Raw genomic sequence first — 26,062 nt, forward strand, 5'->3', positions numbered from 1 at the left:
CTTAAGTTGCCTTGTTCTAAAACGGGATTTTTGAATTTAATGGCATAATCATTGCTTTAAAACGAGCAAGATAATTTTGAGCTAGTTTTAGCTTTTATGAGGAACCTGCCGTGGATGAAGAAATTTTACAAGACTTTTTAGTCGAAGCCACTGAACTCTTAGACCAACTGAATGAGCAGTTGGTTGACCTAGAAAATTCACCGGATGATTCGGATCTTCTAAATGCCATTTTTAGAGGGTTTCATACGATTAAAGGTGGCGCAGGTTTCTTGGGCGTGGTCCCATTAATTGAAATTTGTCATCGTGCTGAAAATGTCTTCGATAAAATTCGTAATCACGAAGTGGCTTATGATGCCGACGCGGCGGATGTCATTCTCAGAGCTTTCGATAAAGTCAGTCAAATTATTGGTTTGTTAAACGATGGCGAACGCGAAATCGAAGAGACCGAACCCGAGTTGTTAGATGAGTTGGATGCGATTTACAAACCCGCTTCTGCCCCCGCGGCTTCTGAAGAAGCAACGGAAGAGATGCCTGCAGAATCGGCTGCGCCAGTTGACGTTGAGCTGAGTCTACCTGAGGGTGTGGACCCTGACGGTGATATGACGGATGAAGAGTTTGATGCCTTGTTAGCGCAGCGCGCTCAAATAACCGCCGAAGTTTCTAACCCTGACGTACCAGCCGAGCCTAACTTAACTTTGCCAGAAGGTGTGGATCCCGATGGTGATATGACGGATGAAGAGTTTGATGCTTTATTAGCTCAGCGTGAGCAACTTACGGCCGAAACTTCGGTACCAGCGCAGTCAAAATCCGTTCAGCAAGCCGAACCCAGTTTAACCTTGCCAGAAGGGGTTGACCCTGATGGCGATATGACGGACGAAGAATTCGATGCGTTATTGGCGCAGCGTGAACAAATCGTTACATCTTCCCCTAAATCTGAGGCTAAGCCGGTTCCTAAAAAACCAGCTGAAGCTCCTAAGCCGAAAGCCAAACCTGCCACGCCTGCTAAACCTGCCGAAGCTAAAAAAGCTGAGTCAGCTGAAAAGCCTAAGTCGTCGGGTGATTCAACAGTGCGAGTGGATACACGTCGTCTTGATGAGATTATGAATTTGGTAGGTGAGCTGGTATTGGTGCGTAACCGCTTGCTAACCCTGCGATCGGCGGACGCCAGTATCGAAGAAATTTCGAATGCTGTAGCCAACTTGGACCACGTCACCACCGATCTACAGTCATCAGTAATGAAGACACGTATGCAGCCGGTAAAAAAAGTATTTGGGCGCTTTCCGCGCGTGGTGCGTGACTTGGCTCGTAAGCTAGGTAAGGATATTGAGCTTGAGTTAAAAGGTGAAGAAACCGACCTAGATAAAAACTTGGTGGAAGCCTTGGCTGATCCGCTGGTTCATTTGGTTCGTAACTCGGTGGATCATGGTATTGAGATGCCAGAAGAACGCCTTGCGTCCGGTAAGACTAAGGTCGGAAAAATTGTATTAGGCGCCGAGCAGGAAGGTGACCATATTCTATTGTCTATTACGGATGATGGCAAAGGTATGGATGCTGACTTACTTCGTCGCAAAGCGGTTGAAAAAGGCGTGATGGACGAGGCTGCGGCCAGACAGTTGGACGATAAACAAGCCTTTATGTTGATTATGGCGGCGGGTTTTTCGACGGCCGAGAAGGTAAGTGATATTTCTGGACGTGGTGTAGGCATGGATGTGGTCAAAAGCATGATCACAAAGCTTAATGGCAGTATTGATATCGATTCAGCGATGGGAGAAGGTACTCAAATTCGGATTCGCGTACCCTTAACCTTGGCTATTTTACCGACTTTAATGGTGTCGTTCGGTGAGGATAGCTATGCTATTCCATTAACCAGTGTGCAAGAAATTTTTGATTACAATTCTGATAAGACCAATAACATTGATGGCCAAAAAATGGTGCGTTTGCGTGAACAAAGTATTCCATTATTTTTCTTATCTGATTGGTTAGCTCCTGGGATAGAAAAAGAAAATTATCAGGGTGATAAAGTGGTGATTGTTGCAATTGGTAATCAGCGAGTTGGTCTGGTAGTTGAGCAGGTGAATGGTCAAGAGGAAGTGGTCATTAAACCTCTAGGTTTAATGCTTCATAAGGTCAGCGGCTATGCGGGAGCGACCATTACAGGCAATGGCAGTATTGCGCTCATTTTAGATCTACCAGGCCTGGTGGAACGTTTTCAATAAGAGGGGCATCATTTATGGCTGTACAAGCAGGCGAGCGCCAATATCAAAATACCGGTTTGTTTTCGGATGGAGCTGATCTAGACGATGATGATTACATCAGCCCTACAATACGTTGCGTGTTATTTAGATTGGACAATGAAAACTTCGGTATCAATGTAAAAAAAATCCGTGAAGTTTTGCGAGTGGGTGTTATTCGAAAAGTACCGGGTTCGTCACCCAATGTGATTGGCGTGATCAACGTGCGTGGCGTAATTGTCACCGTGGTCGACACGCGCCGAGTTTATGGCTTGCCGTCAAAGGCGTCGGATGACCTGTCTCGTATTATTATTGTTGAACTGGACGAGGATCGTGCAGTCGGCTTAATGGTTGACAAGGTGCAGGAGGTTAAAGATATTCCTGAGTCGAGAGTCGATTTGATGGCGGCGACGCGTGAAGGCGCATCCGGTTATATTCAAGGGATTGCGCATTATCAGGATAACGTTATTATCCTAGTTGATACTGACAACATGTTTGTTGAGCGCTAGTCAAAAGCGCCTCATATCTCAGCACCAGGCCTGGTGCTTTACATCTTGCTGGTTTGTTAACTCATTAAAAAACCAGTTACATAAGATTATTTTTTAGTGTTAATGGCTTGCGTATTTTTACCAATTTGATAGAGTAGCAAGTCCTATCCTACTGCCGAGTCGCGCTCTAATGACGGTTATGAATCTACACGAACCTTCTTTTGTTGACGTTTTTGTTGGTCGTCAACCTATTCTAAATCCACAAAATCAAGTCTATGGTTATGAATTGTTATTCAGAAATGGATATGAACATAATTATGCTGAATTTGAATCGGATGACCAAGCGACGGCGGCGGTGTTACACAACGCCTTAATGGGGTTTAACCTCGACGAGCTGGTTGGCAAAGCGAAAGCTTTTGTCAACTTTCCTGAGTCTTTTTTCAAATTACGTACGCCACCATTTTTTGATTGTAATGCGATTGTTTGTGAAGTATTGGAAACCATTGAGCCGACCGATGAAGTGATCGGAGGGCTTAAATATCTAAAAGACTTGGGTTATCAAATTGCTTTGGATGACTTTGTATTTAAAGAAAAATTTATTCCATTTTTACGCTTGGCAGATTATATAAAGGTCGATATTTCAACTGTTAAACCTGAAAACCTTGGGCTTGTGTTTGAACGGATAAAAAAAGTAACATCGGCGCAATTATTAGCCGAGCGCGTGGAAACAAAAGATGAGTTTTCAATATGTTTAGACGCGGGTTGTGTGCTTTTTCAGGGGGCTTATTTTGCCAAGCCTCAGATTGTATCGGGCAAAAAGCTGTCGGTTAATCAACTTAATTTGCTTGAACTCTTGGCCAAAATTAGCGATGAATCGGTCTCTATTGACGGCTTGTTAGCTATTGTTGAGAAAGACATGGGTTTATCCCATAAGTTGCTGAAGGTGGCGACTTATTATCGCACCCTGGGGATGCCGAAGTTTAATAGTTTAAAAGAAGCCATGATGCTGTTTGGTTTGAAGCGGGTTCAATCTTGGGTGTCGATGATTGCGATGGATACCCAATCGGATGTGGCGGATGAAGTATTTAATATGGCAAGAATTAGAGCCTTGTTTTTGCGTCATGCGGCTCAACAAGATGGCTTAAATCGTCCAGATAGCTTTTATCTGTCAGGGCTTTTTTCCATGTTAGATGTTGTTTTGGGTTGTTCATTGGAAGAGGCCTTAGCTAAACTGCCGCTGAGCGATGAGATGCTTGATGGCATGCTTTATCAACGCGGTGATGTTGGACGTCTATTAATGGTTGTAAAGTCGTTTGAAGCAAAAGATGATGCTGAAATTAGTCCGCACTACCGCCATTTGTATCTTCAAGCGGTACGCGATGTGAATGCGATTGATCAGATCGCTTAAATCGGGGGAGATAGTATTTAGGCGCATACCAAGGTTTAGTGTTGATATTCGATACGTTGTGTAGGTTTTGCGTAGCTCTAGATTTTAGCTGCTGAAACGCCCATTCAATATGTTCATCCACCATCGAACTGACTTTTCCTTGTTTTTTCTTTAAGGCTAGTAGGGCGTTTGGAGTTGCCGAGCCATTCCCTAGCGCGACCGCAATATTTCGAATCCAGCGTTCATAGCCAATCCGCCGAATCGGCGAGCCGGCTAACTTGTCGTTAAAGTCTGATTCACTCCAATTAAACAGCTCTAGTAAAGAAACCTGGTCCAAATGATGTCTAGGTTCAAAATCAGGTTCGGTTTGGGTTTGAGTGAAGTGATTCCAAGGGCACACCAATTGACAGTCATCACAACCATAAATACGATTGCCGATAGCTGGGCGAAGCTCTAATGGAATCGAGGCTGAATGTTCAATGGTTAAATAAGAAATACAACGCCGGGCATCCACAATACCATCGGCTAAGATAGCTTGAGTCGGACACTCTTGGATGCAAGCTGTACAAGGTCCACAACCTTGCCTTTCAAAGGGTGGATCAGCTGGCAGCTTCAAGTCGGTATAAATTTCGGCCAAAAAAAACCATGATCCCGCCCGTGGATGAATGATTAAACTGTTTTTGCCAATAAACCCCAAGCCAGCCTGTTGCGCAATCGGGCGTTCTAATACCGGTGCGCTGTCGACAAAAATTCGATGTGATGAATCAGGAAGTTTCTGCTGAATTTTGCTGACCAGTTGTTTAAGTCGTTGACGTATTACTTTGTGATAATCGCGTCCCAAAGCATAACGCGTAATATAAGCTTGATCGGGTGTGTGCAACTGCTCAGTTGCTTGAGCAGCACTCGTATCAAAATAATTCATGCGTAAACTAATAATGCTAGCGGTGCCAGGGATCAGTTCAGTAGGTCGAGTGCGTTTAGTGCCATGGGTTTGCATATAATGCATTTCGCCATGAAAGTTTTGCTCCAGCCAGTTAAAATACCCTGCCTCAAATTGAGCGAGGTCAGTGTGGGTGATGCCAGTGTCAGCAAAACCAAGCTCGTGAGCCCAGTTTTTAATGGCAGCAGCCAGTTGGCTTAAGTCTTGTGGAGAAGGTGTGTGATTCATAAACAGTATTCTAGCAAAAAACGACATCTGACAGATGAATCTCAGACGGTCATGTTTGCCCAAAGCTTAGCAAAACTATGCGACAAACTAGACGTGGCAACACCAGGCCTGGTGGTTTATCTTCAGGGTGAATTAGGTGCGGGTAAAACCTCGTTTTCTCGTGCTTTTATTCAAACTTTTTTGCCGGGACAGCGCGTAAAAAGCCCAACTTATACTTTAGTTGAAAGTTATGCGACAGCTAACATGACGCTTTTCCATTTTGATTTGTATCGCCTTTGTGAACCAGAAGAACTTGAATATATAGGCATTCGTGATTTATTAGTGACGCCATTTATTGCATTAGTTGAATGGCCATCCAAAGGACAGGGTGTACTGCCTAAAGCTGACTTGGTATTGAATTTAAACCTAATAGATGAAGGGCGAGAGCTTATTTTGCAGGCGTGCTCGGTGCAAGGAGAGGCATTGCTCGCTAAATTAGAGAGTTGAATTTGTTCATTATTTGTTAATTTAGAACACTCAATGTTATATACTTAACGTGAAGTGTTTTTTAAAAAGTGCTCACAAGTTGTTGTGATTGCTTGAAAAATTGTAAAAAAATGTTCTACAATAGCCTTAAGGCAGTTCAACAATGGTTAATAATTATGAACAATGAGCGCAACCTCAGATACAACTCCCGCTTCTTTTTAGCGTTGATTTTAATGCTAACTAGTCAAGTGACTGTTGCAAAAGCGACCGAATTAAGCGGTATTCGTTTGGGTCAAACCCCCGATCAGACACGTGTGGTGTTTGAAATTAGAAATAATCAGAGTTTTGATGTCATGCGCTTGAGTAATCCAGAACGTGTGGTGGTGGACTTCCATCATGCGCGTAATGCGGTATCTTTTAAAAACCAGCGATTCCAGGACCAGCGTGTGGCCTCTATGCGAATCTCTTCTAATGAAAAAAGAACTCGTGTGGTGTTGGATTTGCGTGATGCTTATCAATACAAGTATTTTACGCTGGGGAAAAATGGCGCTCGTCCTGAGCGATTAGTGATTGACTTAACGCAGCCTATGTTAGCAAAAACGGATTCTGCCACTCAGCTAGCTTCTACGCAAAAGCCAGAAAAGGAGCAGTCTAAGCCAAGCGTACAATCTGCGCCAGAAGAAGTTAAAAAAGTGGTTGCACGTAAACCAACGCCTAGTATTGTGGCGCGCACCAAACAGGCAACCAACGAACGTCTACAAGCCAACTCCGCTACCGAATCATTGTTAAACAACAACCGTGACTTTGTGCAAACCAAACAATTTATAGTAGCGATTGACCCAGGTCATGGTGGGCACGATGTCGGCGCCATTGGTCCAGCCGGTACCTATGAAAAAGATGTGGTATTGGCTCAAGCGCGCGCTTTGCAGAAAGTAATTGATGCTCAACCTGGTATGAAAGCTATTTTAACGCGTGATAGTGATGTGTATTTACAGTTACATGAGCGTGTGGATATTGCGAAGCAGAAAAATGCTGATATTTTCATTTCGGTGCATGCGGATGCCTATTCTTCGGCGGCGCCGAAGGGGGGCTCGGTGTACGTGTTATCCAATACCGGGGCCAGTAGTGTGATGGCGAGAACTTTGGCAAAACAAGAAAATGCAGCTTTAGGGGTTTTGCAGTTGGCGGGACGTGATAAAGATGTGGCGTTTGTGTTAAGTGATTTAACGCGTGAAGCCAATATTCGAGCAAGCCGAAAACTGGGTCAGTCGGTCTTGTCAGAAATGCAGCGCACGGTAAAAGTTCATAAGCATGCGATTCAATCGGCAGATTTTGCCGTTTTGAAATCAATCGATATGCCGTCAATGTTATTAGAAGTAGCGTTTATTTCGAACCCAATTGAAGAGAAAAAGCTGCAAGATCCGCGTTTTCATCAAACCTTTGCTCAAGCGGTAACGCGCGGCTTAAATAAGTTTATTGATCAAACCGGTCATGCGCCACGTTGGGGTGAAACCCTATATGTTAATTATGAGGTTCAACGCGGTGATACTTTGTCTGATATTGCGCAGGCTTACGGCGTAGGTTCGCGTGATTTGATGAGTATCAACAATATCGGTAATGCCAACCAGCTTTATGTTGGTCGCAAGTTAAAAGTGCCGGTGACCGATAAATTAACCGTTCAATATGATCTTAAATACACGGTAAAACGCGGGGATACCCTGTCGCAAATCGCACATGCTCATAAAGTGGATGTGAATGAATTGATGCGGGTGAATAAAATCAAAAATGCTAATCAACTCTACGTCGGCAAAGAGCTAACCGTACCGGTTAGAGAAAGTGTATTGGCCGCCGCTCATTAAAATTGCAATACCTAGCCATATGCAACCCTGCTTGTCAGGGTTTTTTTACGTCTGATTTTCAGAGTATTTGGCATAAACTAATAGATTATTGCAACCACTGACCCGATTGAGTTCGCTCATCCTGCGACGAATGTTTGTTAGAATAGCCTTCCATTTGATCCAGTTGTAGGTTGGACCAACAAATTTGGCCGTTAAACACAAAAGGTCGCGGAATCTGCAAATAAATCGTTTGCTCTTCCTGGTTTTGCGGCGTGTGTTTTTGATACATCATGGATTGATAACCTTTAAGTGTGTGAATTTAAAACGTCTAATTTTTCCTGATCTATAGCAGGTTTTGTACCAGAACCTATTGAATTTTAAGGCAAGTGTGTGATTGATCCGACCCAGAGTGCACAGCGCTCACCCGCAAAAATACAAGCCTTATCTGAGGCATTAGCCAACCAAATTGCAGCCGGTGAGGTGGTTGAGCGTCCGGTTTCGGTCGTTAAAGAGTTATTAGAAAACGCATTGGACTCAGGAGCCACCGAGATTGAAATTTCGATTGAGGAAGGCGGTGAAAAATCTATCCAGGTGATTGATAACGGGAGTGGTATTGCAAAAGATGAGCTTCTTTTGGCAGTTAGTCGACATGCAACCAGTAAAATTTCCAGTTATGAAGACTTAACTCAAGTCGCCACTTTAGGCTTTAGAGGGGAGGCGTTAGCCAGTATTAGTTCGGTTTCGAGGTTTGAGATTATCAGCCGCCAAACAAGTGAACCGAATGCTTGGCGTTTAAAATCCGATGGTGGTGCTATTTGGCCCGAACCTGAACCTATCGCGGGTAAGTCCGGAACTCGCGTTAGAGTGGATGATTTGTTTTTTAACACGCCCGCTCGCAAAAAGTTTTTACGCGTAGCACGCACTGAATTTGGTCATATTGATGAGTTTGTTAAACGCGCGATGCTAAGTCGAATGGATATCAGCTTTAAGCTGATTCATAACCACAAAGTAGTGCGACATGTTGAGGCCGCGCAAACTCCGTCGGATCAGGCGCGCCGTTTAGCCAAGCTAATGGGTGAGGCCTTTGTTGACCAATCCATGCATGTTCATTATGACGCGCAAGACCTAACTTTACGTGGCTGGGTTGGGTTGCCGACATTTAATCGTGCGCAAACCGACATGCAATATGTATTTGTAAATGGTCGGATTGTACGGGATCGTTTGTTATTCCATGCGCTAAAACAAGCTTATGCGGACGTACTTTATAACGGTCGTCACCCGGTGTATGTACTGTTTCTAGAAATTCCGGTTGATCAGGTGGATGTGAACGTGCATCCGGCAAAATATGAGGTACGTTTTGCCAATGGACGCTGGGTCTACGATTTTATCCGTCGATCCGTTAAAGAAGCGGTGCGTCAGCCTTTGACTCAGGCCGATGCCTTGCAGTCTGATCAGCAAGCCCAGTTCGAAAGCACCAGGCCTGGTGCTTTTGCTGGCCAACAAGATTCGAGCTTATCCGCTTTAAATAGTCAGGCTTATTTTGATTTTCAAAAGCCAGGGCCAGATCGAGTAGAAGATAGTTCAAATACTTATCAAACCCAACCGTCCAACCAAGTCGATCAGTTTGCTTCAAGTGATGGCGCGATGCCGCCGTTGGGGTTTGCCAAAATGCAATTGCATGGCGTGTTTATTTTGGCGGAGAATGCGCAAGGATTGATTTTGGTGGATATGCACGCCGCTCACGAACGCATTGTGTATGAGCGTATGAAACAACAATGGCAAACGGAACGTTTAATTTCCCAACCTTTGTTGGTGCCGATGGTTATAGCCTTGGATGTGGCGCATATGTTGGCTTGGGAGAACCACCAGGCCTGGTGGTCGCAGCTAGGGTTTGAATTTGAAGCCTTAGGGCCGCAACAACTCAAAGTCACGGCCGTCCCCTCGATTCTAGCGAAAGCCTCCATCGAGCAATTGGTGCAAGATGTGTTGGCTGATACCGCCGCCGAAGGCGACTCGCAGCGGATTGATGAGTATATAAACAGTTTATTATCCACCATGGCTTGTCATGGCTCGGTGAGGGCGAATCGTCCGTTAACGGTGGCCGAGATGAATCAGTTATTACGTGATATGGAAGCCACACCCGCTTCATCCCAATGTAATCATGGACGTCCTACTTGGGTACAATTATCGATGAAGCAATTGGATGCGTTATTTATGAGAGGGCAGTAATGACCGTCGCGGATGCAACTATTGAAAAGCTTGTGCAAGCCAAAACCGTGCTGGCCATTATGGGACCGACTGCGAGCGGTAAAACAGCGTTGGCTTTAAGGTTGGCAAAGCAGTGGCCGATTGAAATTATCAGTGTCGATTCAGCGCTAATTTACAAGGGCATGGATATTGGCACTGCCAAACCCAGTCAAGCTGAGCGTCAACAAGTGCCGCATCACTTAATTGATTTGATTGATCCGGCGCAAAGTTATTCCGCCGCCGACTTTGTGGCGGACGCCAAACGTTTAGTTGAGGAGATTTTACAGCGTGGTCGTTTGCCGGTTTTGGTGGGCGGTACGATGATGTATTTTCATGCCTTACAGCAAGGTATGGCCGATTTACCCAGCGCCGACTCGGCTATTCGTGCGCGCTTACAAGCGCAATATGAGCAAGACCCTCAAGCAGTGCATCAACGCTTAAAATCTTGCGATCCAGTGGCTGCGGAGCGTATTCATTATAATGATCCGCAGCGCTTGATTCGTGCGCTTGAAGTCTATGAAATTACTGGGGAAGCCTTAACAAGCTTACAAGCACGCCAATCAAATGTGGATTGGGATGTAAACTTATTAAAAATCGGTTTGATTCCAAAGTCGCGCGAACGTTTACATCAGCAAATTCAGCGCCGCCTTGAAACCATGTATCAACAAGGGTTTTTAGATGAAGTCAGAAACTTATTTGCACGCTCGGATTTACAGGCCGATTTGCCATCCATTCGAAGTGTAGGTTACCGCCAGGCCTGGTGCTATTTAAATGGTGAATATGACCAAAGCACTTTCGAGCAAAAAGCCCTTATTGCCACGCGTCAACTGGCTAAGCGTCAGCTAACTTGGTTGCGTAAAGAGCAGGATATGTTAATGCTTGATCCGTTTGAATTGTCAGGTGAACAACAGTGCGAATTGGTACGGGCGTATTTGCAGAAAAATACTAACCTATAAGGTTTTGCCTATGTTATCCTTTGAAAATATTTTAGCCTAAAAATACCATTAAAAATAATAAGGAAATCAAAATGGAAAAAGCAAAACCGACCAAGGCGCTACCGATACAAGATCCCTATTTAAATGCCTTAAGAAAAGAACGCATTAGCGTGTCGATTTATTTGGTAAATGGCGTAAAGTTGCAGGGACGTGTCGATTCGTTTGATCAGTTTGTTGTGTTACTACGCAGTAATGTAACTCAAATGGTATATAAACATGCCATTTCAACTATTGTGCCAATGCGTGATCCTAAAGCCTATGAGTTTGCTAACGGAACCGACGCAGATAAAGCCGAAACAGAGGAGTAAGCGCCACTTTCATGGAAATCTTTGGTCGCTTAGAACGCAAAGAAATTGACCGTGCTGTCCTAGTGCACGTTGATTTTGAAGATGAAGTAAATCGAGAAGATTTAGACGAATTCTTTGAGTTGGTTGACTCAGCCGGCGCAGAAATCACACAAGTCTTAACCACCAAACGCTCATCGCCAGATTCAAAGTATTTTGTTGGATCAGGCAAAGCACAAGAAATTGCCGATGCGGTCAAACTTCATGAGGCCGACGTGGTTATTTTTAACCACGCCTTAACACCTGCCCAAGAACGTAACTTAGAGAGATTGGTTGAATGTAGAGTGTTAGACCGTGTGGGTTTGATTCTAGATATTTTTGCCCAGCGCGCTCGATCTCATGAGGGTAAGCTGCAGGTCGAACTTGCACAACTTCGCCATATGTCAACCCGGCTTGTACGTGGCTGGTCTCACCTTGAACGTCAAAAAGGCGGGATCGGTTTGAGAGGGCCAGGTGAAACTCAGCTAGAATCCGATCGCCGTTTACTGCAAGAACGCATAAAGTTCCTTTTAAAACGAATTGATAAAGTACGTCAGCAACGTGCCTTGGGTCGACGCACACGCAAAAAATCCGAAGTGCCTACGATTACAATTGTGGGTTACACTAATGCCGGAAAATCCACCTTGTTTAATCAAATGACGACAGCGGATGTTTATGCTGAAGATCGATTGTTTGCGACTTTGGATGCAACCTTACGTAAGGTTCACCTTCCAGGAGCGGGTGGCGTGATTCTGGCAGATACGGTTGGTTTTATTCGGCATATTCCACATGACTTGGTTGTCGCTTTTCGTTCTACATTAGAAGAAACCAGTGAAGCCAGTTTGTTAATTCATTTGGTGGATGCGAATGATGCTTTACGTGAAGAGAAAATTCACGAGGTCAATAAAGTCGTGGCCGAAGTGGGAGCTGAAGATGTACCAAATTTACTGGTGTTTAATAAAATTGATCTTCTGGAACCTGCGGTTGAGCCGCATATTGATTTTAATGATGAGGGCTTGCCGGAACGTGTTTGGTTGTCGGCCAAAAATAATAAAGGGATTGATTTATTAAACGATGCGTTAGCGGCCTTTTTTAAAGGTGAATTTGTTAAGGCACAAGTTGTGTTGCCGCCACATGCTGGACAGCGCCGTGCGCAGTTGCATCAGCTTGGAAAGGTCGATGCAGAAGAGTTTAATGAGCATGGTGATGCGTTGATCACCATGAACTTAACCAAGCAGCAATGGCAGAAGGTACAAAACTGGCCAGAATTATTGGATGCCAATCTACTGGATTAGGATCAATAATTCATAAACAGCTATAAAGTTAATTAATAGGGATGACAATTCGTAATCAACACCCTAAAATAGCACAACCTTAAAATTTTGGAGAAGGATATGGCTTGGAATGAACCAGGAAAACCAGGGCAAGACCCCTGGGGCAACTCTGGCGGTAGCTCTGGCAAGAAAGATGAGCCAAAAGAGCCAAAGAAACGCTCAGATCAAGATATCGATGAGTTGTTAAAGAAAGCTCAGCAGATGTTTGGCGGAGCGGGTAGTAAGTTTAATGGTGGCATCGGCGGAATCGGCGGTGGTGCAATTTTCTTAATAGTTCTCGTTGTCTGGTTGTTGTCTGGTATCTATATCGTCGATACAGCTGAGCGTGGCGTGGTTACACGGTTTGGTGCGCTAGTGACTGAAACCGGACCAGGGCCGCACTGGCATATTCCTTATCCAATTGAATCGGTTACCAAGGTTAATGTAGACCGCATTCGTACCACTGAAATTGGTTACCGTTCTGATGCACAGAACCGTTCTGGCAGTGTATTAGCTGAATCTTTGATGCTTACGCGAGACGAAAATATTGTCGATGTTCGAATTGCTGTGCAGTATCGCGTGCAATCGGCCGGAGACTACCTATTTAATGTTAAAGACCCTGATGAATCGCTTCGTGCTTCGTCTGAAAGTGCGATTCGTGAAATCGTGGGTAAAAATAGTATGGATTTCGTATTAACCCAAGGTCGTAACGAAGTTGTGGCATTGGTGCGAGAATTGACGCAGAAAAATCTTGATGATTATGAGGCCGGGTTATTTATTACAAGTGTTAATTTGCAAGATGCTCAGCCACCAGAGCAAGTCCAATCGGCCTTTGCAGACGTTGTTAAGGCACGAGAAGACCGCGAACGTTTAATCAACGAAGCGGAAGCTTATGCCAACCGAATTTTACCTCAGGCTCGTGGTCAAGCGGCACGTATTGTTGAAGAAGCGCGCGCTTATAGAGATCAAGTCGTGTCACGAGCAGAAGGTCAAGCGGACCGTTTTACCAGTGTCGTGACCGAATACAAAAAATCCCCGGAGATTATGCGTGAACGTTTGTATTTAGATACGATGTCTACAGTACTCTCCAACACCAGTAAAGTGTTGATGGGAGCTGAAGGTTCAAACAATATTATGTATTTGCCTTTGGATAAAATGATGGGGTCAGGAACTGGTTCAAACCAGTCAACTTTACCTTTATCTCCTATTACAGGTACAGGGCAAAATTCGAGTAACAACTCGAATAACTCACAAACTACTAGCACTCCTGCGAATCAAGCGAAGTCGGAAACGAATATTCGCGACTACCTAAGACAAAGGGAGTTACGTTAATATGAAAGCGGTTATAGGTTTATTCATCGCTGCGGTATTATTTATTGGCAGCAACTCGTTATTTGTTGTTAACGAATGGGAAACGGGCGTGGTGTTTCGTTTAGGTGAGATTGTTAAATCTGACCTAGAACCAGGTTTGCACCTGAAAACACCGTTTATCAACAACGCACGCACATTTGATAGACGTATTCAAACGATGGACTCTCAGCCAGAACGTTATTTAACAGGTGAATTAAAAAACTTGGAAGTAGATTCTTACGTTAAATGGCGTGTTTCGAATGTAGAGCGTTTTTATACCGCGATGGGTGGTGATTTTGCTTTAGCAGATCAGCGTTTGTCACAAATCGTCAAGGATGGTTTAAGAGCTCAGTTTGGTAACCGTACTGTTAAGCAGGTCGTATCAGGTGATCGCGTTGAGGTGGCCGAAAATATCACGCGTTTAGCCAATGTCGAGGCAACTCAATTTGGTATTGAGATTGTGGATGTTCGAATTAAACGTATCGACTTACCACGTGATATCAGTGATTCAGTCTACCGTCGAATGGAAGCTGAACGTAATCGTGTCGCGGCTGACTTAAGGTCCTTAGGGGCGGAAGCTGCTGAGCGTTTACGAGCGGATGCTGATAGACAGCGTACTGTCACCATTGCAGAGGCTTATCGTGAAGCCGAGCAAACCCGAGGTGAAGGCGACGGGCAAGCTGCACAGATTTATTCAAAAGCCTACGGTGCTGATAAAGAGTTCTTCTCGTTTTATCAAAGCTTAAATGCTTATCAAGAGTCGTTTTCGAACAAGTCGGATATGATTATCTTAGACCCTAGCACGGACTTCTTTAAGCACTTTAACCGGTCATCCAATTAGACAGTCACACACTAAGGTGGGGTAACCCACCTTTTTTATGGAAGCAACTTATGTTTGAAACAGTTTTAATAAGCGCGATTGCTCTAGTATTTATATTCGAGGGTTTATTGCCATTTCTGTTTCCAAACTTTTGGCGTCGCGTCATGACTCAAGCCACACAGATGCCCGAAAACCAACTTAGGCTAACCGGATTGATTAGTATTTCAATCGGGCTAGTTTTATTATGGGTTTGGGGTTAAAAATAAAGATGAAAGCTATGCAACAAGACATATGGTTTACCCCAGAAGGTATTGAAGATTTACTACCATCACAGGCCGAAAAACTTGAAATATATCGCCAAGCTATATTGGCGGAATTTAAACTTTCCGGTTATGCGATGGTTTTACCACCGATTGCAGAATTTACGGATTCCCTATTGACTGGTGCAGGAAGGAAGTTAGCCTTAGATACTTGTCGTTTTACCGACTATGAAAGTGGTCGCATGATGGGTGTTCGTGCCGATATGACACCTCAGGTTGCACGTATTGTTAGTACGCGCATCAAACCTGCTGGAATCGAACGTTTATGTTATGTCGGTGAGGTTCTAAAATCTCGCAACAATAAGGCAAAAGGCTCTCGCAGTCCGATTCAGCTTGGAGCTGAAATTTTTGGCCATAGCGGGATTGAAAGCGATATTGAAATTATAGATGTCATGTTGTCGAGTGCACGCTTACTTAAATTGCCAAGCCTGCAGATGAGTTTAGGTCATGTAGGGATTGTGCAAAGCTTAATGAACCTGGCTGAATTAACTCAAGAACAGCAGGCCACATTGGTTGATATTTTAAAGCGCAAAGCATTACCTGAGTACCAGGCCTGGTGCTCGAGCCAGTCTTTTTCAGATAGTAAGTTAAGCATGGCTTTTGAAGGCTTAACTTCTTTATGTGGTCAAGCGGATGATGTGCTAAGACAAGCTAAATCAGTACTAGCCGGTTTAAGCACTGAGTTGGATGAAGCATTATCACATTTAAATCAGCTAGTCGACTATTTATCTAAAACGCAGTCCATTAAACCTCACTTAGATTTAAGCGATTTAAGAGGTTTTCAGTACCATACAGGTGTTATTTTTGCCTGTTACAGCGTAACGGATACCAGTGTTTTAGTAGCAAAAGGCGGGCGTTATGATGAAGTGTGTGCCGCGTTCGGTGAAGCACATCCTGCGACCGGCTTTAGTATAGATTTGCGTAGTATTCTGGATTTTATTCCTGAGCCTGAAAACTCAGAATTGCGTCAGATTTATGCACCGTTTAGTGACGATGTTCAGTTGTACGAACAAATTAAGAGCTTGCGTGCTCAAGGTGTGCAAGTGATTCGGTTTTATGAAGAATCAACCATTCCCGACCAAGCTGACCGTTTGATTAGCTTGAATGGTGCGTGGACAGTTAAATCAAGTGGGTTGTAAGAAGAATACTTATGTCAAAACGTAATTTAGTGGTAGTTGGTACCCAGTGGGGCGATGAAGGTAAAGGCAAAATTGTTGATCTATTAACCGATCGTGTAGCTGCGGTGGTTCGTTTCCAAGGCGGCCATAATGCGGGTCACACTTTGGTGATTGACGGCAAAAAAACGGTATTGCATTTAATCCCTTCGGGTATTTTACGTGAGCACGTAGAGTGTTTTATCGGAAACGGTGTGGTATTGGCACCAGATGCGCTCAAGAAAGAAGTTGAACAACTAGAATTGACAGGCTTAAGTGTTAAGTCTCGTTTAAAAATAAGTGAAGCTTGTCCATTGATTCTTGATTACCATGTTGCGCTTGATCAAGCGCGTGAGCGAGCACGCGGTGATCTGGCGATTGGTACGACAGGGCGCGGAATTGGGCCAGCATATGAAGATAAAGTAGCTCGTCGTGGCTTACGTGCGGGTGATTTAAAAAATCTTCCAAAAATGAAAAATATCTTGGCTGAAACTGTCGATTATCATAATTTTATGCTGCAAAACTATTACAAAGTCGAGCCGATTAGTTTTGAAGCCGTTTGGGAAAAATGCCAAGCTTATGCGGACTTGATTGTGCCGATGTTAGCGGATGTACCGTCTTTAATTGATGGTTACAATCGAGAAGGAAAAAGTTTATTGTTTGAGGGGGCTCAGGGTACTTTGCTCGACATAGATCACGGAACCTATCCTTATGTAACCTCGTCGAACACGACAGCTGGTGGGGCAACTTCCGGTGCCGGCATTGGTCCTTGCCAGTTGGATTATGTGTTAGGTATTACTAAGGCTTATGCAACACGCGTGGGTGGTGGACCTTTCCCAACAGAATTAGTTTACAGTGTAGCTGAGGACAGTGGAGACGCAATTGGTAAACAATTGGGTGAGCGTGGACGTGAGTTTGGTGCGACCACAGGTCGTCAACGTCGTTGCGGGTGGTTTGATGCAGTGGCTTTGAGACGTTCGGCACAAGTTAATGGATTAACTGGCATGTGTTTGACCAAGCTTGATGTGATGGATGAATTGGTTGAAATTAAAGTCTGTACGGCCTATGAATACCAAGGTAAAACTATAAATTTTCCGCCTGCAAGTGCGGATGAATATGATTTATGCCAGCCAGTTTATGAAACTTTACCGGGTTGGCAGTCGTCTACCGTAGGTATTGAATGCTGGGATGACTTGCCCGAACAGGCTAAGGCTTATATTCATTATTTAGAAAAACAAGTAGGGGTGCCGGTTTCAATTCTGTCAACCGGTCCTGATCGTGCAGAAACACTTATTTTGCAGGATGTATTTGCTTAATTCACCGATGTTATCGGCATTAAAAAGGCTCAAATTGAGCCTTTTTTATCGTTTCTGAAAAGAGTTGCTTAACCAAGTACTCGTTCAATCACTTTGAGTATTTTATCTGGATCAAAAGGTTTAATAATCCAACCAGTAGCGCCAGATTGTTTCCCCCGCTCTTTCATTTCTGCGCTAGCTTCGGTGGTTAACATCAGAATAGGGGTGAATTTATATTCCTCTAGCTGACGAAGCGAGCTAAGCATTTCAAAACCGTTCATGACCGGCATATTAATATCCGATATCACTAGATCGAAATTTGATTTTTGCGCCATGTCTAGTCCGACTGCGCCATTTTCCGCCAAACTTATTTGGTAATGCTTGGATAGCACCATATCTATTAATTGCCGTAATGAATGGGCGTCATCAACGTAAAGTATTTTTTTCATGTTTACCATTTGGTTATAAATTTTGTTGTCATTCTATGTGAAACCTATAAAAGCCTGCAACTAATTCAATTTTTTATGCAAAGTCATATTTGGGCTTGGTATGATATGGCGATTGAAAAATAAGCTGATTAAAGGAATTTGGATGTTATTAGCGATTCGTGAAAAAGTTCAGGGCTGGATAGCTTGGGCCATTGTTTTGGTGTTGATTGTTCCTTTTGCATTATGGGGGATTGATCAGTACTCAACGGGTGAACGACAACAGGTCGTTGCAGAGGTGAACGGCGAATCGATTACGGGCACCGAATTTTTACGTTTCTATAATCGCCAGCGTATGCGTTTGCAAGAGCAGTTTGGCGATATGTATGATCAAGTAGTTGAAGATCAGCAGTTGCGTGACCAGGTTTTAGATTCACTAATTGAAAGTCGCTTGATTAAACAATGGGCTGAAAAACAAGGGTTATTGATCAGCGACGAACAACTTGCATCGGTGATCCAGGCGGCGGAAGTTTTCCATGAAAATGGCCAGTTTTCTGAGCAGGTTTATCAAGATTTATTGATGCGTAATGGATTAACGGTGTCGAGTTTTGAGTATGAGCAACGTCAGTTTCTGATTGAAACCCAGTTTAGAGGGTTAACTGAAAGCTCAGTGTTTGCCACACCTTCAGAATTAGAAACACTTTTTCAGTTACAAAATCAGCGTCGTGACATTGATTATATCCGTTTAGATCAGCGCGTTTATCGTGATCAAATTAAAATCAATGAAGACGATATGCAAGCTTATTATGAATCCAATAAAGATTCTTTTGTAACGCCTGAGCAAGTCGTAGTGGAATATGTCAGTTTATCCATGGATAAAATTGCAGACAGCTTGCAGATTAGTGACCAAGACGTGCGAGAATTTTACGAAACCAATATTTCGATGTTTACACAGCCTGAAATGCGTCGTGCACGTCATATTTTAATTCGTGCTGAAGATGAAGAGGTGGCCTTAGCTGAAATTAAAGATATTCAAGCTAAGTTAGACTCAGGTGAAGATTTTTCTGAACTTGCAAAGGAGCACTCTCAAGACCCAGGATCTGCAATGAATGGTGGCGACTTAGACTTCTTTGAAGCCGGTATGATGGTGCCGGAGTTTGATGAAGTAGTATTTAATATGCAAGTCGGCGATATTAGCGATGTCGTTAAAACTGATTTTGGTTGGCATTTAATCCAATTAACCGATATTAATGAACAGCGAGCATTAGATTTTAAAGACGTAAAACAAGATGTTGAGGAACAGCTTAAGCTCGAAATGGCTGAGCGCCTTTATTTCGAACAGCTTGAAACTTTAAATACGGTCGCATACGAGCAACCAGATAGTTTAGAGCCTTTGTTGTCAATTGTAGATGGTGATATTCAGATCTCTGAAGCTTTCCCTCGTGAAGGTGCCTCGGAAGGTTGGATGGCCTTACCAAAAGTATTGGAAGCGACATTCTCAGATGATGTGTTTAAATCACGTTTAAACTCAGCGGCGATTGAAGTAGAACCGAATACCTCGATTGTATTGCGTATTAAAGATTATACGCCTGAGTATCAGCAAACTTTTGCGGAAGTAAAAGATCAGATCAATGCGCGTTTAGTTCGCCAAGCTTCAATTGAAAAGGCTTCTAAGTTAGCGGATGAAGTGATGGTTCAACTTGAAGAAGGCAAAGATCCAGAGTCGTTGGTGCGTTCAGGCGTTGAGTGGCATGTAGTTGGTTTTATTGAACGCCAAAACCAGCAGGTCTTGCCACAGATTTCTCAAGCCGCTTTCAAAGCCAAAAAACCGGTTGACGATCAACCGACCTGGACACGTACTCAGCTAACGACAGGTGATACTGTGTTGATTCGTATCAATAAGGTAGATGTAGTTGAAAACGAAGAGACCCGCTCGAAAATGGGGCAAATAGAGCAAGCGTTAGTTTCAATTTATGGTGCTTCAGAAGTTGAGGCTCGTATTGATTCTATTAAAGCCGAAGCAAAGGTTAAAAAGCTGAGCATTTACCAAACTATAAAATAGCAAGAGTTGTGCTGCGAGCTAATAAAAAAGCGCCCTAGTGGCGCTTTTTTATTAGCTTAGTTAAACTTAATTTGGTTTAAAACGATTCTGGTTTGAGTCGTTGCTAGCTCGATATAAAGCTTGTGCATTTTGTAAATATTTCTTACGATTCCACAGTAGTCCCCAGCGAGATCCACCTACTTGACGCCATAGCATAGCTGAGCGAATGCCAGCTAATAATAGGGCACGTATTTTGTTGGCATTCTGAGGCTTTTGTAAGTGACCATGTTGCCCCTTAACCATAATGCGTGGGCTTAATTGACTGACGTTTTCTGTATAAGCGCGCGCAATGGATGCAATCACGTTTTCGTGCCAATCATCAAAGTGCGCACGCTGGTTTTTCGCGGTATCAAGTGTTTTGGCTACCTTTGAAAGAGCATCACTATCTTTAGCTAAACTGCGTTCTAATAAAATAAGGTTTAGGGCATAGCGGGTCACTTCTAAGTTACGAATTTCTTCTGCATCACTCGCACCCATTTGTGACAATAAGGTTTTGACCCCGGCTTGTATATTCTCCGCTTCATTACCATAGACATCTAATGTCGAACTAGGGTTGTCGACAAACAAAGAGTTGATGGATGTCTGGTAAGCTTTTTCATCCAACTTGCCAGTGGTCGCCAAATCAAAAACCAACTTGGCGGCCTGGTAAACTCCTATTAAAGCGAGCGCGCGATCTTGATCTGTGTAGTTCGACATAAGATTCCTTTAATTAACTGAGTTTGCCATAAGCGCATCGACAGAATTAGCACGCTGTTCAATCACACCGCCACCCAAGCATACCTGACCGTCATAAAATACGATTGACTGACCTGGTGTAATTGCTTTTTGAACGGATTCAAATTCGACCAGAATTTGGCCATTATTTAATTGCTTGATCTGGCAAGGCTGCTCGGTTTGACGATAGCGGATTTTAGCTTTGAGTGGGGTATTAAGAGCCGGGCATTCACCTTTTACCCAATCTAGCTGTGACGCGCTTAATGCTTTATGGTGTAGCAGAGGGTGATTTTCACCTTGTACAGCAATTAACTGGTTGGTGTCCAAATTTTTATCGGCGACAAACCAAGGGCTGTCTAGCTCGCCGTGGCCGCCGCCAATTCCTAAGCCTTTACGTTGCCCTAAAGTGTAATACATTAAGCCTTCATGACGGCCAATGATATCGCCGTGTTCATTAATAATATCGCCGGGTTGAGCCGGCAAATAGCGTTGCAGAAAATCTTTGAATTTCCGCTCGCCGATAAAACAAATGCCGGTGCTGTCTTTTTTATTATGCACAATCAAATCGGCTTGTTCTGCCAGCTTTCTGACTTCGGGTTTTTGCAATTCGCCGACCGGAAATAAAGTTTTGCTGAGTGCCTTCTGTTGCAAGGTATATAAGAAATAGCTTTGATCTTTATTATTATCTAGCCCTTTTAATAGCTGAAAATCGCCATTATCTGCTTGACCAACACGTGCATAATGTCCGGTTGCAATCTTGTCAGCCCCCAAAGCCAAGGCATGATCTAAAAAAGCTTTAAATTTAATTTCTTTATTGCACAAAATGTCTGGGTTAGGGGTCCGTCCAGCTTTATATTCGGCTAAGAAGTGTTCAAAAACGCGATCCCAATATTCATTCGAAAAGTTTTCAACATGCAATGGGATGTCGAGCTGTTCGCAAATACTAAAGACGTCCTGTAAATCTTCTGCAGCCGGGCAATAGTCTTCGGTGTCATCGCCTTCCCAGTTTTTCATAAACAAGCCTTCGACTTGGTAGCCTTGCTGTTTTAGTAATAGAGCTGTGACAGATGAGTCTACGCCGCCGGATAAACCGACAATGACTTTGGTATTTGAGTTCATAGTTAATTCAATTTAATAAATGTGGCGGTTATTTTAACAGATTGGTTTGCTTAATTAATTGACTTTGCCCGAGTGCTAATCCGTCTAGCTTAAACGGCCCAACCTGCGTTCGAATAAGACGCAAAGTCGGAAAACCTACCGCGGCGGTCATCCGTCTAACTTGGCGGTTTCGGCCTTCAGTAATGGTGAGTTTAAGCCAGCTAGTAGGAATAGATTGCCGTTCACGAATTGGGGGATTACGTGGCCATAGCCAGTCCGGTTCACTAGTGGCTTGGGCTTGTGCGGGTTTGGTTAGGCCATCTTTTAGAACCACACCTTTGCACAGCTTATCTATGGCTGTCGAATCTATTTGACCTTCCACTTGTACCCAGTAAGTTTTGGGCAATTTATGTTTGGGGTCACTGATTTGGTGCTGTAATTGACCATCATTGGTTAGAACCAAGAGGCCTTCACTGTCCCGATCTAATCGTCCAGCGGCATAAAAACCGGGGTTTTTAATGAAGTCAGCCAAGGTCTCACGACCCAGGTCATCGGTGAACTGGCATAATACGTTAAAAGGTTTATTAAATAAAAGTACGCTAGACATATTTTTGGCTTGGTTTGAAATGCTAAAATTTAGACTATTTTAACTCGAACCGCTGTGCAATAGTTTTAAACTCAATTTGGTTTACTGGATTGGATCTCAGGCAATTCCGCTTTAGATCATTAAATTAAAAGTTAATGAGATGCTGTTGTGTGTTGAAGTGGCATTAACTTTGCTAGTTGTGCTTGGGCTAAAAGCCGCATTTCGGGGAACTCAACTGAGTTGGGTTTCAAATTTTGGTTATTAATTGGGACTTTCTCAAAGCATGTTATCGCAACACTTTGATGTCACTAAAGATTACTTTGCTGTGCTAGGGTTGCATGACCAGGCCTGCGAAAAAACTGTTAAGCTAGCCTATCGGCGTATGGCGAGACGGTATCACCCCGATGTGTCCAAAATGCCCGATGCCACCACAAAATTTCAGGAGATATCAGAAGCTTATGAGGTTTTGAGTAAGCACCGTGATGCTTATTGTCGTGAACATCGACGTCGTCAAAATCGTTCGAGCCATGCCGGCTTTAATCAACATCAATCTTCCTGGCAGTCCCAACAAAGCAAAACAAACTATCAAAATCACCGTCAATGGCAACGTTCGCCAGTGAATGGCAAAGATCGAGTGATTGCTTACCCGTTAACGCTTCGCTATGCGATTCGTTTATTGCATCAAGGTTTCTTTTACATTCCGGGTTTGAAAGTCAAAATGAAGTTTACTCGGCAAGCGTTTGAAGGCAAAACCTTCCGTTTAAAGGGAAAAGGGTATCAGGGTTTGTTTGGTGGTCGTCCGGGTGACTATTTAGTTAGTTTCAAAATTAGTCAAGACAGTTTAAGCTGGAAGCTAAAAGGGGCGGACTTGTATGGCGAAGTTAAAGTGCCGAAAAGTTTGCTCGTACCAGGTTCTAAGGTACAATTTGAGTCTCCGGTCGGTGCGTTAACCGTGGTTATACCCATTAATTATAGTCAAAATGATTTTATCAAAGTTCATAATAAAGGCTTACCTTCCGATGAACGTGGCCTGGCTGGTCACCTCTACGCGCGTTTAATTGCCGCTTAATTTGTCAAATAATTTGAAAGCTAAAACTTTATGTCTCATTTCGATGAAACCAGTGATAATCTGTTGTTAGATAAGGCAACACAAAAAGCCAAACCACCTAAACGTTATAAAGTTGTATTATTAAATGATGACTTTACGCCGATGGATTTTGTGGTGGAGGTTTTAATGCGATTTTTTGCAATGGATGAAGCCAAGGCCATGCAAGTCATGCTCGCTGTTCATCAGCAAGGTAAAGGAATTTGTGGTGTGTATAGTCGAGATGTGGCTGAAACCAAGGCCTATCAAGTGAATCAATTTTCACGTCAAAACCAGCACCCATTAATGTGCCAAATCGAAGCCGAATAAAGCGATTGAGAACCAGAATATGTTAAGTAAACCAGTGCAAATGTCACTCAGCAATGCCTTTGGTATGGCGCATGAATACGAACATGAGTTCGTTACCTTAGAGCATTTGCTATTAGAACTACTGAGCTTGCCGGATGTGCAAGAGGTGGTGATGGCCTGCGGCGGTCAATTAGAACAGATTGAAGCGGCACTTGAAGAATACCTAGAATCCGAACCGGTTGTAGCCAACCCGGAGCGTCAAGAAATCCACCCATCGATGGGTTTTCAGCGTGTGATTGAACGTGCAATTTATATGGTGCAATCAAATGGTTACAATGAGGTCATGGGGGTGCATTTATTAGCCGCTATGTATGCTGAACCCGATTCGCACGCCGCCTACATCCTAGAATTAAATGGCATTCAGCGTGTCGATGTACTCAGTTATTTGTCGCATGGCATGGTGTCGTCAGAAGAGCATGAATACTATCAACAAGAAGATGATGAAGCGGCAGAACAAGTGTCTGAATCGACTAGTGATGATGCGCTCAAGAATTTTACGCTTAATTTAAATAAGCAAGCGTTGGAGGGGCGAATTGACCCCATGATAGGCCGCGGCTGGGAGTTAAACCGAACTTTAGAGATTTTGAGCAGGCGTCGCAAAAATAATCCTTTATTAGTAGGAGAGCCAGGTGTGGGCAAAACCTCAATTGCGGAAGGTTTAGCTCATAAGATTGTGCATGGTGAAGTGCCAGAAAGTTTAGGCGATGCCGTCGTCTACAGCTTAGATATGGGCGCGTTACTGGCTGGCACACGTTACCGTGGGGATTTTGAAAAACGGTTTAAATCCTTGCTTAACAGTCTTGAAAAACAACCACATGCGATTTTATTTATTGATGAGATTCATACCATCATTGGTGCCGGTGCGGTGCAGGGTGGGGCAATGGATGCCTCTAACTTAATGAAACCGGCGTTAGCTAATGGCAAATTGCGTTGCATTGGCGCGACCACCTATGAAGAATATCGCGGTATTTTTGAAAAGGATCGCGCCTTAGCCCGACGTTTTCAGAAAGTTGAAGTACGTGAACCTTCGGTGGTGGAAACCATTCAAATTTTGAAAGGCTTAAAAGAGCAATTCGAATCTCATCACGATGTTAAATACACCCAGCCTGCACTAAAAGCGGCCGCTGAGTTGGCGGAGCGTTATATCACCGATCGCCATCTTCCGGATAAAGCCATTGATGTAATTGATGAAGCCGGTGCTAAACAGCGTTTAATGGTAGCGAGCAAACGCCGCAAACAAATTGGCGTGCCAGAAATTCAACAGGTGGTCGCCAATATTGCACGTATTCCAATTGCCAATATTACCCAAAAAGAAAAAGACAAACTATTTGATTTGGAAGACAGTCTCAAGCGGGTGGTGTTTGGCCAAGACCACGCGATTAAACAGCTGGTTTCGGCGATTAAACTGGCTCGTTCAGGTTTAGCCAGTCCAGATAAACCTACCGGCAGCTTTCTGTTTTCGGGTCCAACCGGGGTGGGTAAAACTGAATTAACCCAGCAAATGGCCAAACACATGGGTGTCGAGTTAATTCGGTTTGATATGTCGGAATATATGGAGCGCCACACGGTATCGCGTTTAATTGGCGCACCGCCGGGCTATGTGGGCTATGACCAGGGTGGTTTATTGACTGAGGCGGTCAATCGTCAGCCGCATTCAGTGGTGTTGTTGGATGAAATTGAAAAAGCCCATCCCGATGTATACAACCTGTTGTTACAGGTGATGGATCACGGTACGCTAACCGACAACAACGGTCGTAAAGTCGATTTTCGTAATGTCGTGCTGATCATGACCTCAAACGTGGGGGCGGAAAACATGAGCCGCGCCAGCATCGGATTCACCGAGCAAGATCATACGCACGATTTTGACGCCGAGCTGAAGAAAGTGTTTAAACCCGAATTCCGCAATCGCTTAGATGCGGTGATTCAGTTTAATAAACTGTCCGAACCGTCTATGGAATCGGTGGTGAATAAGTTTATCTATGCGCTGGAGCAAAGTTTGGCGGATAAAAAGGTAACCTTGGTCTTAACCACCAAAGCGCGTGCTTGGTTGGCGAAAAAAGGCTATGATCCACAAATGGGCGCACGTCCGATGAATCGCTTGATTCAAGATAAAATTAAACAACCTTTGGCCGAAAAGCTCTTGTTTGGTGAACTGCAAAATGGTGGGCAAGTAACGATTGACTTAAAAGCTGATGACCTAGTGTTTAAAGTTAAGTCTGACAGCTAACTTTTAGTCAATTTTATCAATAAAAAAAGCGCCTTCAATAGCATTGAGGCGCTTTTTTTGTGGT

24 protein-coding genes are annotated in these 26,062 nt (G+C 43.8%); 18 read left to right on the forward strand and 6 right to left on the reverse strand.

What is annotated here, in order from left to right; genetic code table 11:
* Positions 1-110: 110 nt before the first annotated feature.
* The 3 genes from N746_RS0104170 (at position 111) to N746_RS0104180 (ending at position 4,127) form a co-directional block, all read left to right on the forward strand.
* Positions 111-2,216 carry a chemotaxis protein CheA gene (locus N746_RS0104170; protein ID WP_029934172.1) on the forward strand — a complete coding sequence of 702 codons (2,106 nt, stop codon included), beginning with the start codon at positions 111-113 and terminating at the stop codon, positions 2,214-2,216.
* Positions 2,217-2,230: 14 nt separating this feature from the next.
* Complete coding sequence (locus N746_RS0104175) at positions 2,231-2,740, forward strand: chemotaxis protein CheW (protein ID WP_029934178.1); 510 nt, start codon at positions 2,231-2,233, stop codon at positions 2,738-2,740.
* Positions 2,741-2,918: 178 nt separating this feature from the next.
* Positions 2,919-4,127 carry an EAL and HDOD domain-containing protein gene (locus N746_RS0104180; protein WP_029934180.1) on the forward strand — a complete coding sequence of 403 codons (1,209 nt, stop codon included), beginning with the start codon at positions 2,919-2,921 and terminating at the stop codon, positions 4,125-4,127.
* Here N746_RS0104180 and queG read toward each other — a convergent pair.
* Complete coding sequence (gene queG / locus N746_RS0104185; protein ID WP_051678505.1) at positions 4,057-5,274, reverse strand: tRNA epoxyqueuosine(34) reductase QueG; 1,218 nt, start codon at positions 5,272-5,274, stop codon at positions 4,057-4,059. The genes N746_RS0104180 and queG overlap by 71 nt on opposite strands.
* Between queG and tsaE the strand changes: the two genes are divergently transcribed.
* Both tsaE and N746_RS0104195 read left to right on the forward strand, forming a co-directional pair.
* Positions 5,266-5,760: a tRNA (adenosine(37)-N6)-threonylcarbamoyltransferase complex ATPase subunit type 1 TsaE gene (gene tsaE, locus N746_RS0104190; RefSeq protein WP_211245122.1), complete on the forward strand. Its 495-nt coding sequence runs from the start codon at positions 5,266-5,268 to the stop codon at positions 5,758-5,760. The two genes, queG and tsaE, sit on opposite strands and share 9 nt — an antisense overlap.
* Before the next feature lie 212 nt (positions 5,761-5,972).
* A complete protein-coding gene (locus N746_RS0104195) occupies positions 5,973-7,598 on the forward strand; it encodes an N-acetylmuramoyl-L-alanine amidase (RefSeq protein ID WP_245603336.1) in 1,626 nt (541 codons plus the stop codon).
* Positions 7,599-7,683: 85 nt separating this feature from the next.
* Here the strand turns inward: N746_RS0104195 and N746_RS0104200 are convergent, their stop codons facing one another.
* The gene (locus N746_RS0104200) at positions 7,684-7,869 is read right to left on the reverse strand and encodes a hypothetical protein (protein ID WP_029934187.1); all 186 of its coding nucleotides are present in this window, start codon (positions 7,867-7,869) and stop codon (positions 7,684-7,686) included.
* A 98-nt stretch (positions 7,870-7,967) separates the two neighbouring features.
* Here N746_RS0104200 and mutL point away from each other — a divergent pair, with 98 nt between their 5' ends.
* From mutL to N746_RS0104245, 9 genes are all read left to right on the forward strand, one after another.
* Positions 7,968-9,806 (forward strand): DNA mismatch repair endonuclease MutL, encoded by a 1,839-nt coding sequence (mutL, locus tag N746_RS0104205; protein ID WP_342662258.1) that lies wholly within the window; start codon positions 7,968-7,970, stop codon positions 9,804-9,806.
* Positions 9,806-10,780 (forward strand): tRNA (adenosine(37)-N6)-dimethylallyltransferase MiaA, encoded by a 975-nt coding sequence (gene miaA, locus N746_RS0104210; RefSeq protein WP_029934192.1) that lies wholly within the window; start codon positions 9,806-9,808, stop codon positions 10,778-10,780. Before mutL ends, miaA begins: the two co-directional genes overlap by 1 nt.
* Before the next feature lie 71 nt (positions 10,781-10,851).
* Positions 10,852-11,127 carry an RNA chaperone Hfq gene (hfq, locus tag N746_RS0104215; RefSeq protein WP_029934197.1) on the forward strand — a complete coding sequence of 92 codons (276 nt, stop codon included), beginning with the start codon at positions 10,852-10,854 and terminating at the stop codon, positions 11,125-11,127.
* An 11-nt stretch (positions 11,128-11,138) separates the two neighbouring features.
* Positions 11,139-12,437, forward strand: coding sequence for a ribosome rescue GTPase HflX (gene hflX / locus N746_RS0104220; RefSeq protein ID WP_029934199.1), 1,299 nt, complete (start codon positions 11,139-11,141; stop codon positions 12,435-12,437).
* A 99-nt stretch (positions 12,438-12,536) separates the two neighbouring features.
* Positions 12,537-13,787 carry an FtsH protease activity modulator HflK gene (gene hflK, locus N746_RS0104225; RefSeq protein ID WP_029934201.1) on the forward strand — a complete coding sequence of 417 codons (1,251 nt, stop codon included), beginning with the start codon at positions 12,537-12,539 and terminating at the stop codon, positions 13,785-13,787.
* A gap of 1 nt (position 13,788) precedes the next feature.
* Positions 13,789-14,646: a protease modulator HflC gene (hflC, locus tag N746_RS0104230; RefSeq protein WP_029934202.1), complete on the forward strand. Its 858-nt coding sequence runs from the start codon at positions 13,789-13,791 to the stop codon at positions 14,644-14,646.
* Positions 14,647-14,696: 50 nt separating this feature from the next.
* Positions 14,697-14,885 carry a DUF2065 domain-containing protein gene (locus N746_RS0104235; protein ID WP_029934204.1) on the forward strand — a complete coding sequence of 63 codons (189 nt, stop codon included), beginning with the start codon at positions 14,697-14,699 and terminating at the stop codon, positions 14,883-14,885.
* A gap of 17 nt (positions 14,886-14,902) precedes the next feature.
* On the forward strand, positions 14,903-16,084 hold the full coding sequence (locus N746_RS0104240) for an ATP phosphoribosyltransferase regulatory subunit (protein ID WP_029934205.1): 1,182 nt from the start codon (positions 14,903-14,905) through the stop codon (positions 16,082-16,084).
* 11 nt (positions 16,085-16,095) lie between these two features.
* Positions 16,096-17,415 (forward strand): adenylosuccinate synthase, encoded by a 1,320-nt coding sequence (locus N746_RS0104245; RefSeq protein ID WP_029934207.1) that lies wholly within the window; start codon positions 16,096-16,098, stop codon positions 17,413-17,415.
* A gap of 68 nt (positions 17,416-17,483) precedes the next feature.
* Here N746_RS0104245 and N746_RS0104250 read toward each other — a convergent pair whose 3' ends face one another.
* Positions 17,484-17,843: a response regulator gene (locus tag N746_RS0104250; protein ID WP_029934209.1), complete on the reverse strand. Its 360-nt coding sequence runs from the start codon at positions 17,841-17,843 to the stop codon at positions 17,484-17,486.
* 142 nt (positions 17,844-17,985) lie between these two features.
* Between N746_RS0104250 and N746_RS0104255 the strand changes: the two genes are divergently transcribed.
* The gene (locus N746_RS0104255; RefSeq protein WP_029934211.1) at positions 17,986-19,881 is read left to right on the forward strand and encodes a SurA N-terminal domain-containing protein; all 1,896 of its coding nucleotides are present in this window, start codon (positions 17,986-17,988) and stop codon (positions 19,879-19,881) included.
* Between the two features lie 66 nt (positions 19,882-19,947).
* Here N746_RS0104255 and hflD read toward each other — a convergent pair whose 3' ends face one another.
* The 3 genes from hflD to N746_RS0104270 are packed head-to-tail and all read right to left on the reverse strand — an operon-like array spanning position 19,948 to position 22,339.
* A complete protein-coding gene (gene hflD / locus N746_RS0104260) occupies positions 19,948-20,616 on the reverse strand; it encodes a high frequency lysogenization protein HflD (RefSeq protein ID WP_029934219.1) in 669 nt (222 codons plus the stop codon).
* Between the two features lie 9 nt (positions 20,617-20,625).
* A complete protein-coding gene (gene mnmA / locus N746_RS0104265) occupies positions 20,626-21,753 on the reverse strand; it encodes a tRNA 2-thiouridine(34) synthase MnmA (protein ID WP_029934220.1) in 1,128 nt (375 codons plus the stop codon).
* Between the two features lie 28 nt (positions 21,754-21,781).
* Positions 21,782-22,339: an rRNA large subunit pseudouridine synthase E gene (locus N746_RS0104270; protein WP_029934221.1), complete on the reverse strand. Its 558-nt coding sequence runs from the start codon at positions 22,337-22,339 to the stop codon at positions 21,782-21,784.
* Between the two features lie 262 nt (positions 22,340-22,601).
* Between N746_RS0104270 and N746_RS0104275 the strand changes: the two genes are divergently transcribed.
* From N746_RS0104275 to clpA, 3 genes are read left to right on the forward strand one after another with little or no spacing between them, the layout of a single operon-like run.
* Entirely contained in the window at positions 22,602-23,387 is a 786-nt protein-coding gene (locus tag N746_RS0104275; RefSeq protein WP_029934222.1) for a DnaJ domain-containing protein, read from the forward strand.
* Positions 23,388-23,417: 30 nt separating this feature from the next.
* Entirely contained in the window at positions 23,418-23,732 is a 315-nt protein-coding gene (gene clpS, locus N746_RS0104280; protein ID WP_029934224.1) for an ATP-dependent Clp protease adapter ClpS, read from the forward strand.
* Positions 23,733-23,751: 19 nt separating this feature from the next.
* Entirely contained in the window at positions 23,752-25,998 is a 2,247-nt protein-coding gene (gene clpA, locus N746_RS0104285; protein WP_029934226.1) for an ATP-dependent Clp protease ATP-binding subunit ClpA, read from the forward strand.
* Positions 25,999-26,062: the final 64 nt, after the last annotated feature.

It is taken from the genome of Thiomicrospira pelophila DSM 1534 (genome assembly GCF_000711195.1).
GTDB lineage: Bacteria > Pseudomonadota > Gammaproteobacteria > Thiomicrospirales > Thiomicrospiraceae > Thiomicrospira > Thiomicrospira pelophila.